The sequence below is a fragment of the Aeromonas sp. S18(2024) genome (genome assembly GCF_041402525.1).
Lineage (GTDB): Bacteria > Pseudomonadota > Gammaproteobacteria > Enterobacterales > Aeromonadaceae > Aeromonas > Aeromonas enteropelogenes.
Genome location: NZ_JBGLQV010000004.1, coordinates 148,224 through 163,750 on the forward strand (window position 1 = coordinate 148,224; position 15,527 = coordinate 163,750).

A 15,527-nucleotide genomic window follows, 5' to 3' on the forward strand; every position below is an offset into this window, starting at 1 on the left:
CAGTGAGCTCGCTGTCACGCCAGGGAGAGAAGAAGATGAAATCATTTTTTATTACCGGCACCGATACCGACGTGGGCAAGACCCTGGTGGCCCGCACCCTGCTTAGGGAGTTCAGCGCCCAGGGTATCCGCTGCGCGGGTTACAAGCCGGTATCGGCGGGCTGTGCCCGCACTCCGGACGGGCTTCGCAACCTCGACGCCGTGCTCTTGCAGGAGGCGGCGAGCCTTGCGCTGCCTTACGATCTGGTCAATCCGTTTGCCTATGAGCCCCCCATCGCCCCCCATATCGCCGCCAGCGAAGTGCGCCAGCCCATCGACATGCAGGGGATCAGCGAGGGGCTGCGCAAGATTGAGCAGGCCGGGGCCGAGCTGACCGTGGTGGAAGGGGCGGGAGGCTGGTATCTGCCGCTGGATCGCCAGCATCTGATGTCGGACTGGGTGAAGCAGGAGAACATGGCGGTGATCATGGTAGTGGGAGCCAAGCTGGGCTGTCTCAACCATGCGCTGCTCACTTTTGCCGCCATTCGCAACGACAACTTGCCGGTGGCGGGCTGGGTTATCAACCGGCTGCATGGCGCCATGAGCCACTATCAGGAAAATCTGGACACCTTGAGAGGCTTGATACCTGCTCCGTTTTTGGGTGAAATTCCCTTTGTAAACAATCCACTTGAAGCGAATTTGCAGGGACGGCTGGATATCTCCCCACTGCTGTGACGACACATTCAGCGAACATTCATCGAATTTTCCTAGAATGTGGGCATTAACATGGGCAGGAGAGATCCGTTTTCCCCGCCCATGTCCCTTATTTTCACAAGGAGTCTATATGAAGCGAATAATGCTATTCCTGGTGACCAACCTGGCCGTCATGCTGGTGCTGGGGGTGGTACTCAACATCCTGTTCTCGGTTCTGGGGATCAACAAGTCCAGCATTTCCGGTCTGTTGGTATTCTGTGCCGTGTTCGGTTTTGGGGGCTCCTTCATCTCCTTGCTGATGTCCAAGTGGATGGCCAAGCGCAGCTATGGCGTCCAGGTCATCGAACAGCCCCGCAACGAGACCGAGCACTGGCTGGTGAGCACTGTGGCTCGTCAGGCCCGTGAAGCCGGCATCAAGATGCCGGAAGTGGGGATCTACGACTCCCCCGAGATGAACGCGTTCGCCACCGGCGCCCGTCGTGACGACTCGCTCGTCGCTGTTTCGTCCGGTCTGCTCTACAGCATGAGCCGCGACGAGGCGGAAGCCGTGCTGGCCCACGAGGTGAGCCACGTGGCCAACGGCGACATGGTGACCCTGACCCTGATCCAGGGTGTGGTGAACACCTTCGTAATGTTCTTCGCCCGTATCGTGGCCGGCGTCATCAGCAACTTCTTCAGCTCCAACAATGAGGAAGAGAGCAGCAGCACCGGTGGTTTTGCCTACATGATCACCGTATTCGTGCTGGAGATGGTGTTCGGCGTGCTGGCCTCCATGATCGTCATGTGGTTCAGCCGTCAGCGTGAGTTCCGCGCCGACGCCGGCGCCGCCAAGCTGGCCGGCCGCGACAAGATGATCGCCGCCCTCGAGCGTCTCTCCCGCGGTGCCGAGCCGCAGATGGAAGGCGCCATGATGGCCTTCGGCATCAACGGCAAGCGCTCCATGAGCGAGCTGTTCATGAGCCACCCGCCCATCGAGCAGCGCATCGCCGCCCTGCGCGGTTAAGCGACCTGCCATGAAAAACGGCTGCCCTCGGGCAGCCGTTTTGCTTTTAGGCCCCGGGCTCAGAGCTTGAAGTGGGCCATCTCCTGGCGCAGCAGCCGTGACAGCTGCTTGAGCTTGGCCGCCTCCTGGGAGACGTGGCGCGCCGCCTCGCCCGACTGTTCGGAGAGGGAGGTGATATTGCCCACGGTGGAGACCACCTCGTTGGCGGCAGTGGATTGCTCGCGCAGGGTGTGGCTGATCTCCCCCATCAGGCCGGTCAGGTTGGCGGCGTGGCTCTGGATGCTGGCGATGGCCTCACCGGTCTGGTTGGCCAGGCTCACCCCGCGCGAGACGTTGTTGACCGTGAGCTCCATGCTGCGGATGGAGGTATCCGCACCGCTCTGGATCTTGCCTATCATGCCGGTGATCTGCTGGGTCGAGGCCGCCGAGCGGCTGGCGAGGTTGCGCACCTCGTCGGCCACCACGGCAAAGCCGCGCCCCTGCTCCCCGGCCCGAGCCGCCTCGATGGCGGCGTTCAGGGCCAGCAGGTTGGTCTGATCGGCGATGCCGCGGATCACCTCGATGATGTCGGAGATCTGCTGGGTATGGTTGTTGAGGTCGGCAAGACTGCTGGCGGCATCCCCCACCGTGCTCGAGATGTTCTCTATGCTGTCGAGGGTCTGCTTGATGACGCCGGCGCCCTGTTCCAGGGTATCGGCGGAGACCTTGCTCAGCTCGTCGGCGTGGGTGGCGTTGTCGGAGAGGTGGCTGATGCTCACCACCAGCTCTTCGATGGCGGCCGCCATGGTCTGGGTGCTGCTTTGCTGGGAGGTGGCGAAGTGGGCCGTCTGCTCGGCAATCTGGGCAATGCTGTCAGCCGACTCCGACAGCTCGCCGCTGGAGTGGGAGACCTGGGCAATGATCCCCTTGAGGGTGGTCTGCATGCCGGCCAGCAGCGCGATCAGGCTATCTTTGGCCCCGTTCGGTACCTTGATCGGGCGAGAGAAATCCCCCTGTGCCAGGTTGTTCAGCTCGCTTCTGAGCTGATCGACCGAAGTACCGACCAGATCGAGCAGCGCCTTGTAGGTGCGCCACAGGAAGAACATCAACACCAGACCCAGGGCGATGAAGAGGTAGCGCAACATGGTCGCGAGGCTTGCCGCGTCATCCACCGCTTGCTGGGTGCGGGTCTCCATCAAGACGTAGAAGTCATCGATGGGAGACATGATGCGCCCCTTGTTCTGGTGATAGGCCTTGTCATGCATCATGGCGATCGCCTGTTGCTGGTTGCCGGCCAGATCTCCATCCTGTTGCTGCACCAGCTTGAAGGCGGCCACCTCGGTGTTGACCAGGGCATCCGAGTTGTTTTTGGCCTCGTTGAGTTTGGCCATCTCCTCTTCGGTAAAGCCGGTGTCCTTCATCAGATCGATGAGGCTGCGGCGCAGCCCGCTGTCGGGGCGCGGGTTCTGGCCCGTGGCGGCGACAAAATCCCAATAGATGCGGTTGTAGCCTTGCGGCCGGTTCTGCTCCCCGTTGCGAATGGCCAGGATCCGCATGTACTGCTGTTCGTAGGCGGGATCCTTGGTGATCACATAGGTGCGGGCCAGCCGGGTCAGATCGTCGGAGGATTGCCGCAGTTCGTCGGCCAGCAGATAGGATTGGTAGCGTTGTTGATAGTTGTGTTCGAGCCTGCTTTCCGACCAGCTGTAGGCAAAAAATACCAGTGACAGCAGGATCAGGGTGACAACCGACAGCAGCAGGTTGAGCTGAAAGGCGGGTCTGTTTTGTTCCATGGTCTGAGCGTTCCTTATTCGCGCCAAAGATACCCCCTTGGGCAGACGGCAGAACCCGCTGTCTTGATGGGGTTTTATTTTTGTTGTGAGTATAGGTGGCTGGTCGGACGGAGCAGGGCGCAGGCCAAGAAAAACGATGTGACGCCGGGAGAGAGATTACGAAGCAGGGAGTTGAAGCAGGGAGATAAAGAGGGAACGCAAGCGGAACAAGGGCGCCGGGAGCCAGGCTCCCGGCCTTGTGATTAACGGGGGCCGATCACCAGATCGGTGAGCGGCACGGCGCAGCAGGTGAGGATCTTGCCTTCGGCCCGCTCGGCGGCCGTGATGGCGGGGGCATCCGGGTGCTCCACCTCGCCCTCGAGCAGGGTCTGCTTGCAGCTGCCGCAGATCCCTGCGCGGCAGCTCCAGGGCAGCTCCACACCCTGCTTGTGGGCCTGATCCAGCACGGTGCCCTGATTGTTGCCGGCAAAGGCGCGCTCGCCGATGCGCAGCTGCACCGCCTGATGGGGACGAGCGACCGAGAGAATGGCGCCACCAAAGCTCTCCTGCTGGATGCGTTCGGCGGCAACGCCCAACCCCAGCAGGCGAGCCGTGGCATCGGCCATAAAGCCGTGGGGACCGCAGACAAACACGTCGCGTCCTGCCAGCTCTTTCACCTGTTTGAGGTGTTCATCGGCAAGCCGTCCCTTGAGCCCCTGCCAGTGCTCATCGGGCTGGCTCAGGATCAGGGTGAGGGTCATCCCCTGGCGCGCCATGGCGTGCAACTCGTTGGCGGCCGGAATGTCCGCCTCGCTGCGGCACAGGTGCATAAAGTGAACATCCCCAAGCTCCCCGCGCAAGCCTAAGGTACGGGCGATGGAGAGCATGGGGGTCACCCCCGAACCTGCCGAAAGCAACAGCAAGGACCGTCCTGTCCCCAGGTGAAATTCTCCGGCCGGGTCGCTTGCCAGCAGACGGTCACCCACCTGCAACTGCTGGTGCAGCCAGTGGGAGATGCGGCCATCGGCCACCTTTTTGACGCTGATGCTGTAACGCTCCGGCTGATCCGGGCTGGCGCTCAGGGTATAGCGGCGCTGAATGCGCTCGTTTTTGATATCCAGGCTGATGGGCAGGTGCTGACCCGGCAGATAATCCGGTAGGGGCTCGCCGTCGGCCGCCTCGAACCAGAAGGTCTCCAGATCCCGGGCCAGGGGCTCGCGGGCCACGCACACCAGCTCGCGTTTTTTCGGGGCCGCGTTGGGATAGACGGGGGCGCGGGCGCGCTCCAGCACCTCTATCTCGCTGCCCGCCTCGATCCACCCCTCGTTCAGGGCTACCAGATTCTGGCCGAAATAGACCTCTCCATCCTCGCCCCGGCGGTAGCGGGTGAGGGTGGCCAGCGGCTCTTTCAGGGCATTGAAGCGATCCGTGCCAGGCTCCACCGTGGTCATGATGCAGCGGCTGCACGGCTTGGCCACCAGAAACTCCACCTCGCCGATGCGGATCCGCTTCCAGCTGTCCTCCTCGAAGGGGCGAGTGCCGCTCGCCACCAGGTTGGTGCGAAACTGACTCATCTGGTGCAGAGCATCGGATCTCAGGTTGAGATCCTCAAGCGAACCCTGGCTGATAAGCAGCAAGGGATAGCCATCGGCAAAGCTGACCCGGGTGCCTGTCTTCTCCCGAAAGCGGGCAGACTCTTCGCCAAGCCAGAGCAGCTGCACCCTTTCCCCTGCCACCCGGCTTAACCATGCATCGGCCCAGGCGTGGGTGTGCAGGGCATTGAAGTTGTCCTTCCAGACGCCGGTGGCCTGCGGGGTCAGGCTGAACTCGGTCTCCAGCAGGGTGAGCGGCTCGAACCCCGGATAGCGCAGCAGCAGGCCGCCATCAATGGGGGTGGCCTGCACTTGTTGCAGCTGGGGGTGAGTGCGTGCGGTGATGAAGGTGCCATCGGGCTTTACCACCATGTAGCGGCGATCCCCCAGCAGACCCTCCTCGGTGACCCGGGCGCGGGTCAGCGCCATGCCTGCAGTCGATTTGACGGGATAGAGATGAATGCTGTCGAGGGTTGGCATGTCCGGCTCCTTGTGACGTGGCTGCGTTGCCCGGGAAGAGGGCAACATAACGGTTTATGGCGTGAGCGGCAATTGCGGCTGGTTGCGGATTTTGGGGCTGGCGATGACAAGCCGCTGGCGCGTTCACGATGACGACCCGTTTGCATGGGGGTTACATGGGTCACAATTCGGACGCGATTGCCCATAAAATGCAACATTTTTTGATCCCGATCGGCCAAGGCGTACAAAAAACAGTCCACTATCGGGTCAGCTTCCAGTTTCTGACGCTTTCGCTTCTTCCCCCTCCGGCCACCGTCTGCCCAGGCTACACGGTATCAAGCGCATTCGGATGGGGCCTGTCCCACAACAAGAAGAAAGCAATGTATGAGCAAACAACTGGATATGACCCCATTGCCGGATCTCTCCCTGAAAACGGGAACAGGCCCGGTGCGTACCCGGCTACCCGTTTGGCGGCCGGCCCTGCCACCCTGCAATCACGCCTGCCCGGCCGGTGAAAACATTCAAGCCTGGCTCTCCCTGGCCCAGGCCGGGCGCTTTGAAGCGGCCTGGCAGACCCTGATCGAAGAAAATCCTCTGCCTGCCGTCCACGGGCGGGTCTGTTATCACCCCTGCGAGAGCGCCTGCAACCGCGCCCAAGTGGACGAAGCCGTCTCCATTCACGCCATCGAACGCTTTCTCGGTGACGAGGCGCTGGCCCAGGGCTGGCAGCCTGCGCCCCCCGCGCCCGCCAGTGGCAAGAAGGTGCTGATCATAGGGGCGGGCCCCTCCGGGCTTTCTTGTGCCTGGCACCTCAATCGGCTCGGCCATCAGGTGGAGATCCGCGAGGCGGGCCCGCTCGCCGGCGGCATGCTGCGCTTTGGCATTCCCGCCTATCGATTGCCCCGCGACGTGCTGGATCGGGAGGTGGCCCGCATTCTGGCCGCCGGGGTGACGCTGACCCTCAACCACAAGGTGGAGGATGTGCTGCGTGAGCGCGACGAGGGGGGCTTTGACGCCGTCTTTATGGCCATCGGCGCCCATCTGGCCAAGCGGGTCGACATTCCGGCCCGGGAGGCGGGCAAGATCCTCGATGCGGTGAGCTTTCTCGAGCAGGCAAGCCTGGCCGAAGAGCAGGGGCTGCCGCTTCCCAAACTGGGGCGCCGGGTAGCCATCTATGGTGGCGGCAACACCGCCATGGACGCGGCCCGCACCGCCCGCCGCCTCGGAGTGGAGGAGGCGATGATCATCTATCGCCGCGACCGGGATCATATGCCGGCCCACGCCTTCGAGGCTGACGAGGCCGAGGAGGAGGGGATCAAGATCAACTGGCTGCGCAGCATCCGCCAGCTCGACAACACCAACATAGAGGTGGAGGTGATGGCGCTGGATGCAGAGGGCAAGCCGGTGCCCACCGGCCAGTTCGAGACTCTGGAAGCTGACTCCCTCATTCTGGCGCTGGGTCAGGAGGTAGACCTCTCCGTGCTTGAAAGCATCCCGGGCGTGCGGGTCAACCGGGATGGGGTGGTGCAGGTTGGCGAAAACCTGATGACCGACGTACCGGGCCTCTTTGCCGGCGGCGACATGGTGCCCTCCGAGCGCACCGTCACCATTGCCACCGGCCACGGCAAGAAGGCGGCGCGCCACATGGATGCCTGGCTGCGGGGGCGCCACTACCAGAAGATGCTCTCCTATCCGCTGGTGGGGCCGGAGCAGTTGCAGCTCTGGTTCCAGACCCATGCGCCCGCCAGCAGCCAGCCGGTGAAACCGACCTGGGCGCGGGACGACTTTGGCGAGATCATCGGCGGGCTGGACGAAACGGCGGCCCGCTACGAGGCGGCGCGCTGCTACTCCTGTGGCAACTGCTTCGAGTGTGACGGCTGTTACGGCAGCTGCCCCGAGCAGGCCATCGAGAAACTGGGGCCGGGCCACGGTTATCGGGTGGATGCCGAACGCTGCACCGGCTGCGGCGCCTGCCACGACCAGTGTCCCTGCCACGCCATCGAGCTGCGCCAACCACAGGAGTCCCTATGAAACACGAACTGATCATGGTTGACGGCAACGAGGCCGCAGCCTGGGTGGCGTACCAGCTGAGCGAAGTGTGTGCCATCTACCCCATCACCCCGAGCTCGACCATGGCGGAGCTCGCCGATGCCTGGGCGGCGGAGGGGCAGACCAACCTCTGGGGCAACATCCCCACCGTGGTGGAGATGCAGAGCGAAGGGGGGGCGGCCGGTACGGTCCACGGCGCCCTGCAGGCGGGGGCGCTCGCCACCACCTTCACCGCGAGTCAAGGGCTGATGCTGATGCTGCCCAACATGTACAAGATCGCCGGCGAATTGACCTCGGCGGTGTTTCATGTGGCGGCCCGTTCGCTGGCGGCGCAGGGGCTCTCGATTTTTGGCGATCATCAGGACGTGATGGCGGCGCGCAGCACCGGCTTTGCCATGCTCGCCTCCGGTTCGGTGCAGGAGGCGCAGGATCTGGCGCTGATTGCCCACAGCGTCACCCTGCAGTGCCGGGTGCCCTTCATTCACTTCTTCGACGGTTTTCGCACCTCCCACGAGGTGAACAAGATAGTGGCCCTGCACCGGGACGAGATCCGCGCCCTTATCGACAACGACTGGGTGCGCGCCCACCGCGCCCGGGCGCTCAACCCGGATCATCCGGTGATGCGCGGCACTGCCCAGAACCCGGATACCTATTTCCAGTCCCGCGAGAGCGTCAACCCCTTCTACGAGGCGGTGCCGGCCCGGGTGCAGCAGTGCATGGAGAGCCTTGGCAAGCTGACCGGCCGTCACTACCAGCTGGTGGAGTATCACGGCGCCCCCGATGCCACCGACGTCATCGTGCTGATGGGGTCGGGGGCGGCCACCGCCCGCACCACGGTAGATTGGCTCAACCAGCAGGATCGCAAGACCGGGGTGCTGGTGGTGCGCCTCTATCGCCCCTTCCCGGTGCAGGCGCTGCTCGATGCGCTACCTGCCAGCGTGCGACGCATGGCGGTGCTGGATCGCACCAAGGAGCCGGGGGCGGGCGGTGAGCCGCTGCTGCTGGATGTGCAAAGCGCCCTTATCGACGGTCTGCAGCGCGGCCTTGTCAAGCGCCTGCCCTGGCTCAGTGGCGGTCGCTACGGTTTGTCTTCCAAAGAGTTCACCCCCGCCATGTGCGCCGCCGTGTTTGAGGAGCTCTCCTCCGATGCGCCGCGCCCGCGCTTTACCGTGGGGATTGTGGATGACGTCTCCGGCCTCAGTCTGGCCTGGCACCCCATCGGCGATCTGGAGCCTGCCAGCCGGGTGCGGGCGCTCTTCTTCGGCCTCGGCGCCGACGGCACAGTCGGCGCCAACAAGAACAGCATCAAGATCATCGGCGAGCTGGAGGGCTTCCACGCCCAGGGCTACTTCGTCTACGACTCCAAGAAGTCGGGCTCGCGCACCGTCTCCCATCTGCGCTTTGGCCCCGAGCCCATCGACGCCCCCTGGCTTATCGAGCAGGCGAGCTTTATCGGCTGCCACCAGTGGGGCTTTGTGGAGTCGGTAGACCTGCTCGAACACGCCGCAGAAGGGGCAACCCTGCTGCTTAACGCACCTTTTGAGGCCGATGTGGTGTGGGAGCAGCTGCCCGAGCGGCTGCGCGCCCGCATTCGCGCCCTCAATATCCAGCTCTACTGCATCGACGGGGATCGGGTGGCCGAGCAAAACGGCATGGGCAATCGCATCAACACCGTGATGCAGACCTGCTTCTTCGCCCTGGCCGGCATCTTGCCGCGGGATGAGGCGATCGCGCTCATCAAGGAGAGCATCGAGAAGAGCTATGCCCGCAAGGGGCCCGAGGTGGTGGCGCACAACTTCGCGGCGGTGGACGATACCCTGGCTCACCTCTACCGGGTGAGCATTCCGGACGGGGAGGACGAGGCGGGCGACTATCCGCTGCCCCTGGCCCCCGGCGGCAGCGAGTTTGTCCAGCGGGTCACAGGCGAGATGCTGGCGGGGCGCGGCGATTTGATCCCCGTCTCCATGCTGCCGGTGGATGGCACTTACCCCACCGCCACCAGCCGCTTCGAGAAGCGGGATATCGCCCGCGAGATCCCTATCTGGCATTCGGAGATCTGCATCCAGTGCGGCAACTGCGTCTTCGTCTGCCCCCACGCGGCGCTGCGGGCCAAGTTCTATCACCAGGACTGGCTGGCGAGCGCCCCCGAGGCGGCGCAGTCGGTGCCGGTGACCGCCAGGGGCTTCCCCGACAGCCGCTACACCTTGCAGCTCTATCCGGAGGATTGCACCGGTTGCGGCCAGTGCGTGCAGGCTTGCCCGGTGCGAGCCGGTGCCGATGAAGAGCACGAAGGGGAGCGCGCCATCGTCATGATGGACAAGGCGCCGCATCTGGCCGGCCAGAAGCAGGCACTGCACTGGTTCGAGAGCCTGCCCTGGCCTGCCCGTGAGCGGGTGGATTTTTCCACGGTGCGCGGCGCCCAGTTCCTCGAGCCCCTGTTCGAGTTCTCCGGCGCCTGCGCGGGCTGTGGCGAGACGCCCTATCTGAAGCTGCTGACCCAGCTATTTGGCGATCGCATGCTGGTGGCCAACGCCACCGGCTGCTCCTCCATCTATGGCGGCAACTTGCCGACTACCCCCTGGGCCAAGAATGGTGAAGGCAAGGGGCCGGCCTGGTCGAACTCCCTGTTTGAGGACAACGCCGAGTTTGGCTTTGGCTTCCGTCTCACAGCCGATCAGCACCACGCCCAGGCGGTGGCGGCGCTGCAGGCCATGAAGGGGGAGCTTGGGGAGACGCTGGTCGACACCCTCATCAACGCCCCGCAGCGGCTGGAGTCGGAGATCCGCGCCCAGCGAGGCCGGGTGGCGCAGGTGCGCGAAAGATTGGAAGAGGTGCGTTCCAGCCGGGCCCAGGAGCTGCTCTCGCTTATCGATCAGCTGGTGCGCCGCTCGGTCTGGATCATCGGCGGCGATGGCTGGGCCTATGACATCGGCTCGGCAGGGCTCGATCATGTGCTCGCCTCCGGGCGGGATGTGAACGTGCTGGTGATGGATACCGAGGTCTACTCCAACACCGGCGGCCAGATGTCGAAATCGACGCCGCTCGGTGCCGTCGCCAAGTTTGCGGCGGGGGGCAAGACGCTGGCCAAGAAGGATGTGGCATTGCAGGCCATCTCCTATGGCAACGTCTATGTGGCTCGCATCGCCTTTGGTGCCAACCCGCAGCAGGCGCTGCAAGCGTTGCGCGAGGCCGAGGCCTATCCGGGCCCGTCCCTTATCATCGCCTATAGCCACTGCATCGCCCACGGCATCGATATGGAGCAGGGGCTGACCCAGCAAAAACGCGCCGTGGCCTCCGGGCACTGGCCGCTGATGCGCTACAACCCGGTATTGCGCAGTGCGGGGCAGAACCCCTTTAGCCTCGACAGCCTGCGCCCCTCCATTCCGCTCGCCGACTACCGGGCCGAGGAGACCCGTTACCGGGTGCTGGCCCAGAGCCACCCGGAGGAGGCCGAACGGTTGATGCAGGTGGCGCAGCAGGTGGCGTGGCAGAAATGGGCCATCTACGAGGAGATGGCCACCCGCGAGGCCAGCCAGTTCCATCCGCCGGTGTGATTGCAGGGTGGGTGAAATATAACCAAGCGGGCCAATGGCCCGCTTTTTGGGGGATGCGTGGGATGTATTTATAAGGGAAATGCTAATCTACTTGGCCATAAGCATGGTTATTGTAATAGCGATATTTTTACAATGATTTTGATATAGTAGGTTTGAGTTGTAGGGGGCAGAGCAAGAAACCATTGTGAAAGAGATGCCAGATTTATTTGGGTGAGCGTTGTTTATTATCGTGTCATTATTGGGTGAGATGAAAAGGAGTTGTAAAATTGAACTACATTTCAAGACAGGAAGAAGCTCTAAATAGAAAAAAGTACGGATTTAAATTGGATTGAAATTTGCTTCCTTTAACTTCTCCTTCATTTGTTAGTAATTGGGAATTATCATTATAATTCACTTTTTCCTATGCCAGTACAAGGTATTACAATGAGTTTAGATGAAGCAAAGAATAGAATTGAACTCTTAAAACATTTCGACTATTCGTTAAGGTTATTTGACAGTAATTATCAGGAGCTTATATCTGTAATTGATTTTTTGTGTAATGAAAAGGTTGGGCTTGAGCTATTCGCGGTGGTTAATCGCTGGAAATTGGAAGAGGTACTAACTCATCTTGGTTTTAAGCTACATAATTATGTATGTGCCGCAAAATCTTTAATCGATCACTCAAGGGTTTTGTATCGTAGGGTGTATAAAGAAAATGAACATATGTTTGATGACTATGAAGTAGAAGTCAAAGCTCGTTTTGATGAAAACACACTAAGTAAGTTTATAGAATTTTTAAGAACTTACTGCCAGCATGAAAAATTACCATCAATTGGTACTGTAATGAGGTTCGACTCGCAATCGAATGAAGGTTTTATCTTCTCTGTTACTATTGATTCAACAGAGCTGCTTAAGTCCAGTAGTATAAAATCTATGGCTAAAAGATTTATCAGAGCACAGGGAGATAGCATAGACCTTAGAAAAATAATTGATGACTATCATACTCAAGTTAGAGAGTTTTATCAGTGGGTGAGAGAGACAGCAAGAAATTCATAGTAAAGATATCTCATTGGTAAATATTAAATATCGGGAGGAACGAATTAACGCTATTCATAAATTTATCGAGTTTTATTCGATGCATGAATGCTCTGGCACAGTAAGAGAACAATTGTGTACAGTCTTGGCTAAGGATAATTATAGAGAGCTGGAGCAATACAGAGATGATGACATTACATGGTTAGAGTCGGCGATAAATATTATTGAAAATGATGTCGAGCTTCCCGAAGCTATTAAAGTATCACTTAGAAGTAAAGTATGCGCTTGACCAGTTAATCAATTTTGCATTTTCAGTGTATGAAATCGATAGTCTGCTCCTAATCATACCTCTTTAGCCGCATTTTCTATCTGCCAAATGAGGCTTTCTTTTCCTTCCAAGGTAGGTAAGCTGCGGGGCAAACAGCGTCAAGCAGGAGAAGGGGACGATGACAGAGCAACATATCGCCGGGACGTTCGGCATTCTGGGGGCGGGCTGGTTGGGCTTGCCGCTGGCGCGGACCCTGCTGGCAGCTGGCAAACAGGTGGCGGTGACGGTCAGCAGCGCCGAGAAGGCGGCCCGTCTGCAGGAGGAGGGGATCCATGCCCATCCGCTGACGATTTCTGCCGATATGCCCGTCGCTGATAAAAAAGAGCAGTGGCCTATCCCCTGTGAAACCCTGGTGATCTGCGTACCGCCAAGCAAGACCGACGATTATCCGGCAGCGGTGGCGCAGGCCTGCGCGCTTGCCAAAGCGCACGGCACCCGGCGAGTGCTGTTTGTCAGTGCCACCTCGGTATGGGGCGCAGGCCAAGCGGAGGGGGAGCAACCCAAGCCGCGTCATGCCCGCGGCGAGCGGATGCTGGCGGCGGAGCAGGCGGTGCAGGCGGCCGGTTTCGAGTGCGTGATGATAGTGCGCCCCTCCGGCCTCTATGGCCCGGATCGTCATCCGGGGCGTTTTTTGGCCGGCAAGACCCTGGAAGGAGGCGCCCAGGCGGTCAATCTGGTCCATCTGGACGATGTGGTGGCCGCCTGCCTGCTGCTGCTTGAACGGGGCAAGGATGGGGATGCCTACAACCTGAGCGCGCCGGTTCATCCGCGCCGCGAGCAGTTCTATCCCTTTGCCGCGCGCCAGCTGGGGTTGCCCGCGCCAGTGTTTATCGAGCCTGCCGGGGAGTTTTTGCCCATCGACGGGCTGCGCATCTGCGAGCAACTGGGATTCAACTATCGCTGGCCCGATCCGGCCCACTGGTTCGCCGAGCTGGCGGCCCGTGGCAATTGAGGTTTGCCAAGGGGCAGATCGCCCCCTATCATGCCGCCCATCCATGATAGAGAGGCAGTAATGATGGTAGATACACAACGTCACCCCGATGGGGAGCTGTTGCTGAGAACTCTGGCGATGCCAGCCGATACCAACCCCAATGGCGACATCTTTGGTGGCTGGATCATGTCCCAGATGGATATAGGTGGGGGCATCATGGCCAAGGAGCTGGCAAAGGGACGTATTTGTACCGTATCCGTCGAGGGCATGACCTTTCACAGCCCGGTTAAAGTAGGGGACGTGGTCTGCTGCTACGGCCGCTGCATGAAGATCGGCCGCAGCTCCATGAAGCTCAAGCTGGAGGTGTGGGTCAAGCCGGTGCTGCGTGAAAACGACGCCCAGCGTTACTGCGTGACCGAGGGGGTCTTTACCTACGTCGCCATCGACGAAAACGGCAAATCCCGCCCGGTTCCGGTGAGCGAGTGATCAGAGCAACCGGGCATTGATGATGGATATTTCCTGCTCAAGCCCGGTTTTTTGCCGTATCATGCGTTCCAGCATCTCTTCCGACCCGACGTATTGCAGGGTGTCAAACAGGCAGAGATCGCACTGCGGGTCCCGTCTGATCTGGTAGACGGTGGCAAGTTCCACTTGATGACAATTTCCTTGTTGATCATAAAACGTCACGTTGTACCTGAGTTCTTTCGCCATGGGGGCATCTCCTTCTGGTTGAGCGGAACGGGAACTTATCAGCTTAGTCGGCACTCATGACGTTTGTGATGGTCACAGCACAATGCAAAGTAGCCAATGAAAAATAGTTATCGCATTCTGGGTACCTCTCTGCTGACCCTGGGGTTGGTGGGCTGTTTCGACGTGCCGGATCAGAACCATCTGGTGACCGCGCAAGGAATCGTGCCGGATCTCGATTGCCAGCGCCCGCCACTGGTGGCGCTGGCGACCACGGCGCTGCCGCGCGAGTTTGGCATTACCGTGTGGAACCTCTACAAGGGGCAGCGCAAGAACTGGCGCGAGGGGATGGACCAGTACGCCAAGGGGCAGGATCTGGTGCTCTTGCAAGAGTCGGCGACCCGCCCCGAGATGCTCGACTGGCTGCGCGCCGGGAATTTCCAGTGGCAGCAGTTGCAAGCCTTCACCCAGGGTTCCGTTTCGTTTGGCGTGATGACGGTGGCCAAGACCCCGCAGGCGTTCGTCTGTGGCGTGCGCTCCCCCGAGCCGCTGCTGCGCATCCCCAAGTCCGGGCTGGTGAGCCTCTATCCGCTACAGGGCGATCCTGACGGCGTGCTGGTGATCAATCTGCATGCGGTCAACTTCGAGCTGGGGATGGCCACCTTCCGCGAGCAGCTCAATGATCTGACCGCTCTGGTGCGCCGCCATCAGGGACCGGTGATCCTGGCCGGGGACTTCAACACCTGGAGCGACAAGCGCCAGTTCTGGTTAAACAAGCTGGTGGACGAGCTGGGCCTGCAGGAGGCCGTGCCCGTGCCCGACTTGCGCCGCACCGCCTTCGGCCGCCCGCTCGATCACCTCTACTACCGCAATCTGGACCTGGTGGAGGTGAGCTCGCCCGCGACCGATTCCTCCGATCACAACCCCATCATCGCTCGCTTTGCGGCCCAGTCGCTGACTCCCTGACAAGGGATGATGTGCGAGTTTTGCCCATAAAAAATCCGGCGCCATTGGCGCCGGATTTTTTATACGCTGCTGGCGGCTTGCCAGCACGGGATGACCCGCAGGAATTACTGGTAGAGGCCCAGATGCTCTTTGGCGTAGGCTTCGAAATCGGTGCAGCCACCGATGTGCTGCTCGTCCAGAAAGATCTGCGGCACGGTATTGACCGGCTTGCCGGCGCTCTTGGCCAGATCTTCCTTGGTGATGCCTTCTGCATGGATATCCACGTAGCGGAATTTGAAATCGTCGCGCTGCTCGACCAGCTGCTCGGCTATCTGCTTGGCGCGGACACAATAGGGGCAACCCGGGCGACCAAAAATCACTGCAAACATCTTATCTCTCCGTTATGGGGTCGTTAATTGAGGCTGGGCCCAGCATAGCCTCGCCTCGTGCTGACTTAAAGCTGAAATTGTCGATACCCTGCTGCGAGTGGCTCTATCGGCTCAACCCTGCTGCGAGTGGCTC

Annotated in this window: 12 protein-coding genes; 8 read left to right on the top strand and 4 right to left on the bottom strand. The window is 60.8% G+C overall.

What is annotated here, in order from left to right; genetic code table 11:
• The first annotated feature begins 35 nt into the window (after positions 1–35).
• Positions 36–713: a dethiobiotin synthase gene (bioD, locus tag ACB034_RS09195; protein WP_124240368.1), complete on the top strand. Its 678-nt coding sequence runs from the start codon at positions 36–38 to the stop codon at positions 711–713.
• Between the two features lie 109 nt (positions 714–822).
• Positions 823–1,695 (top strand): protease HtpX, encoded by an 873-nt coding sequence (gene htpX, locus ACB034_RS09200; protein ID WP_042025577.1) that lies wholly within the window; start codon positions 823–825, stop codon positions 1,693–1,695.
• Between the two features lie 59 nt (positions 1,696–1,754).
• On the opposite strand, the gene ACB034_RS09205 is transcribed toward htpX, so the two are convergent.
• Positions 1,755–3,467 (bottom strand): methyl-accepting chemotaxis protein, encoded by a 1,713-nt coding sequence (locus ACB034_RS09205; protein ID WP_371172665.1) that lies wholly within the window; start codon positions 3,465–3,467, stop codon positions 1,755–1,757.
• Positions 3,468–3,709: 242 nt separating this feature from the next.
• Entirely contained in the window at positions 3,710–5,518 is a 1,809-nt protein-coding gene (locus tag ACB034_RS09210) for an MOSC N-terminal beta barrel domain-containing protein (protein ID WP_371172666.1), read from the bottom strand.
• Between the two features lie 363 nt (positions 5,519–5,881).
• Here ACB034_RS09210 and ACB034_RS09215 point away from each other — a divergent pair, with 363 nt between their 5' ends.
• The 5 genes from ACB034_RS09215 to yciA all read left to right on the top strand — a co-directional run bounded on the left by ACB034_RS09215 (position 5,882) and on the right by yciA (position 13,859).
• The gene (locus tag ACB034_RS09215; RefSeq protein ID WP_371172667.1) at positions 5,882–7,528 is read left to right on the top strand and encodes an NAD(P)-binding protein; all 1,647 of its coding nucleotides are present in this window, start codon (positions 5,882–5,884) and stop codon (positions 7,526–7,528) included.
• Positions 7,525–11,100: a pyruvate:ferredoxin (flavodoxin) oxidoreductase gene (gene nifJ, locus ACB034_RS09220; RefSeq protein ID WP_371172668.1), complete on the top strand. Its 3,576-nt coding sequence runs from the start codon at positions 7,525–7,527 to the stop codon at positions 11,098–11,100. The genes ACB034_RS09215 and nifJ overlap by 4 nt, the downstream gene beginning before the upstream one ends.
• Before the next feature lie 423 nt (positions 11,101–11,523).
• A complete protein-coding gene (locus ACB034_RS09225; RefSeq protein WP_371172669.1) occupies positions 11,524–12,135 on the top strand; it encodes a hypothetical protein in 612 nt (203 codons plus the stop codon).
• A 425-nt stretch (positions 12,136–12,560) separates the two neighbouring features.
• On the top strand, positions 12,561–13,394 hold the full coding sequence (locus tag ACB034_RS09230) for an NAD-dependent epimerase/dehydratase family protein (RefSeq protein ID WP_371172670.1): 834 nt from the start codon (positions 12,561–12,563) through the stop codon (positions 13,392–13,394).
• A 60-nt stretch (positions 13,395–13,454) separates the two neighbouring features.
• Positions 13,455–13,859, top strand: coding sequence for an acyl-CoA thioester hydrolase YciA (yciA, locus tag ACB034_RS09235; protein ID WP_042025585.1), 405 nt, complete (start codon positions 13,455–13,457; stop codon positions 13,857–13,859).
• Here yciA and ACB034_RS09240 read toward each other — a convergent pair whose 3' ends face one another.
• Positions 13,860–14,084: a hypothetical protein gene (locus tag ACB034_RS09240; RefSeq protein WP_026458683.1), complete on the bottom strand. Its 225-nt coding sequence runs from the start codon at positions 14,082–14,084 to the stop codon at positions 13,860–13,862.
• 96 nt (positions 14,085–14,180) lie between these two features.
• On the opposite strand from ACB034_RS09240, the gene ACB034_RS09245 reads away from it, so the two are divergent.
• A complete protein-coding gene (locus ACB034_RS09245) occupies positions 14,181–15,026 on the top strand; it encodes an endonuclease/exonuclease/phosphatase family protein (RefSeq protein WP_042025586.1) in 846 nt (281 codons plus the stop codon).
• Positions 15,027–15,130: 104 nt separating this feature from the next.
• Here ACB034_RS09245 and ACB034_RS09250 read toward each other — a convergent pair whose 3' ends face one another.
• Positions 15,131–15,394, bottom strand: coding sequence for a GrxA family glutaredoxin (locus ACB034_RS09250; RefSeq protein ID WP_026456982.1), 264 nt, complete (start codon positions 15,392–15,394; stop codon positions 15,131–15,133).
• Between the last annotated feature and the right edge of the window lie 133 nt (positions 15,395–15,527).

What these genes read in the sequence shown, in the direction of transcription:
- bioD (WP_124240368.1), top strand. Translation starts at nt 36, where the DNA reads ATGAAATCATTTTTTATTACCGGCACCGATACCGACGTGGGCAAGACC.
- htpX (WP_042025577.1), top strand. Translation starts at nt 823, where the DNA reads ATGAAGCGAATAATGCTATTCCTGGTGACCAACCTGGCCGTCATGCTG.
- ACB034_RS09205 (WP_371172665.1), bottom strand. Translation starts at nt 3,467, where the DNA reads ATGGAACAAAACAGACCCGCCTTTCAGCTCAACCTGCTGCTGTCGGTT.
- ACB034_RS09210 (WP_371172666.1), bottom strand. Translation starts at nt 5,518, where the DNA reads ATGCCAACCCTCGACAGCATTCATCTCTATCCCGTCAAATCGACTGCA.
- ACB034_RS09215 (WP_371172667.1), top strand. Translation starts at nt 5,882, where the DNA reads ATGAGCAAACAACTGGATATGACCCCATTGCCGGATCTCTCCCTGAAA.
- nifJ (WP_371172668.1), top strand. Translation starts at nt 7,525, where the DNA reads ATGAAACACGAACTGATCATGGTTGACGGCAACGAGGCCGCAGCCTGG.
- ACB034_RS09225 (WP_371172669.1), top strand. Translation starts at nt 11,524, where the DNA reads ATGAGTTTAGATGAAGCAAAGAATAGAATTGAACTCTTAAAACATTTC.
- ACB034_RS09230 (WP_371172670.1), top strand. Translation starts at nt 12,561, where the DNA reads ATGACAGAGCAACATATCGCCGGGACGTTCGGCATTCTGGGGGCGGGC.
- yciA (WP_042025585.1), top strand. Translation starts at nt 13,455, where the DNA reads ATGATGGTAGATACACAACGTCACCCCGATGGGGAGCTGTTGCTGAGA.
- ACB034_RS09240 (WP_026458683.1), bottom strand. Translation starts at nt 14,084, where the DNA reads ATGGCGAAAGAACTCAGGTACAACGTGACGTTTTATGATCAACAAGGA.
- ACB034_RS09245 (WP_042025586.1), top strand. Translation starts at nt 14,181, where the DNA reads ATGAAAAATAGTTATCGCATTCTGGGTACCTCTCTGCTGACCCTGGGG.
- ACB034_RS09250 (WP_026456982.1), bottom strand. Translation starts at nt 15,394, where the DNA reads ATGTTTGCAGTGATTTTTGGTCGCCCGGGTTGCCCCTATTGTGTCCGC.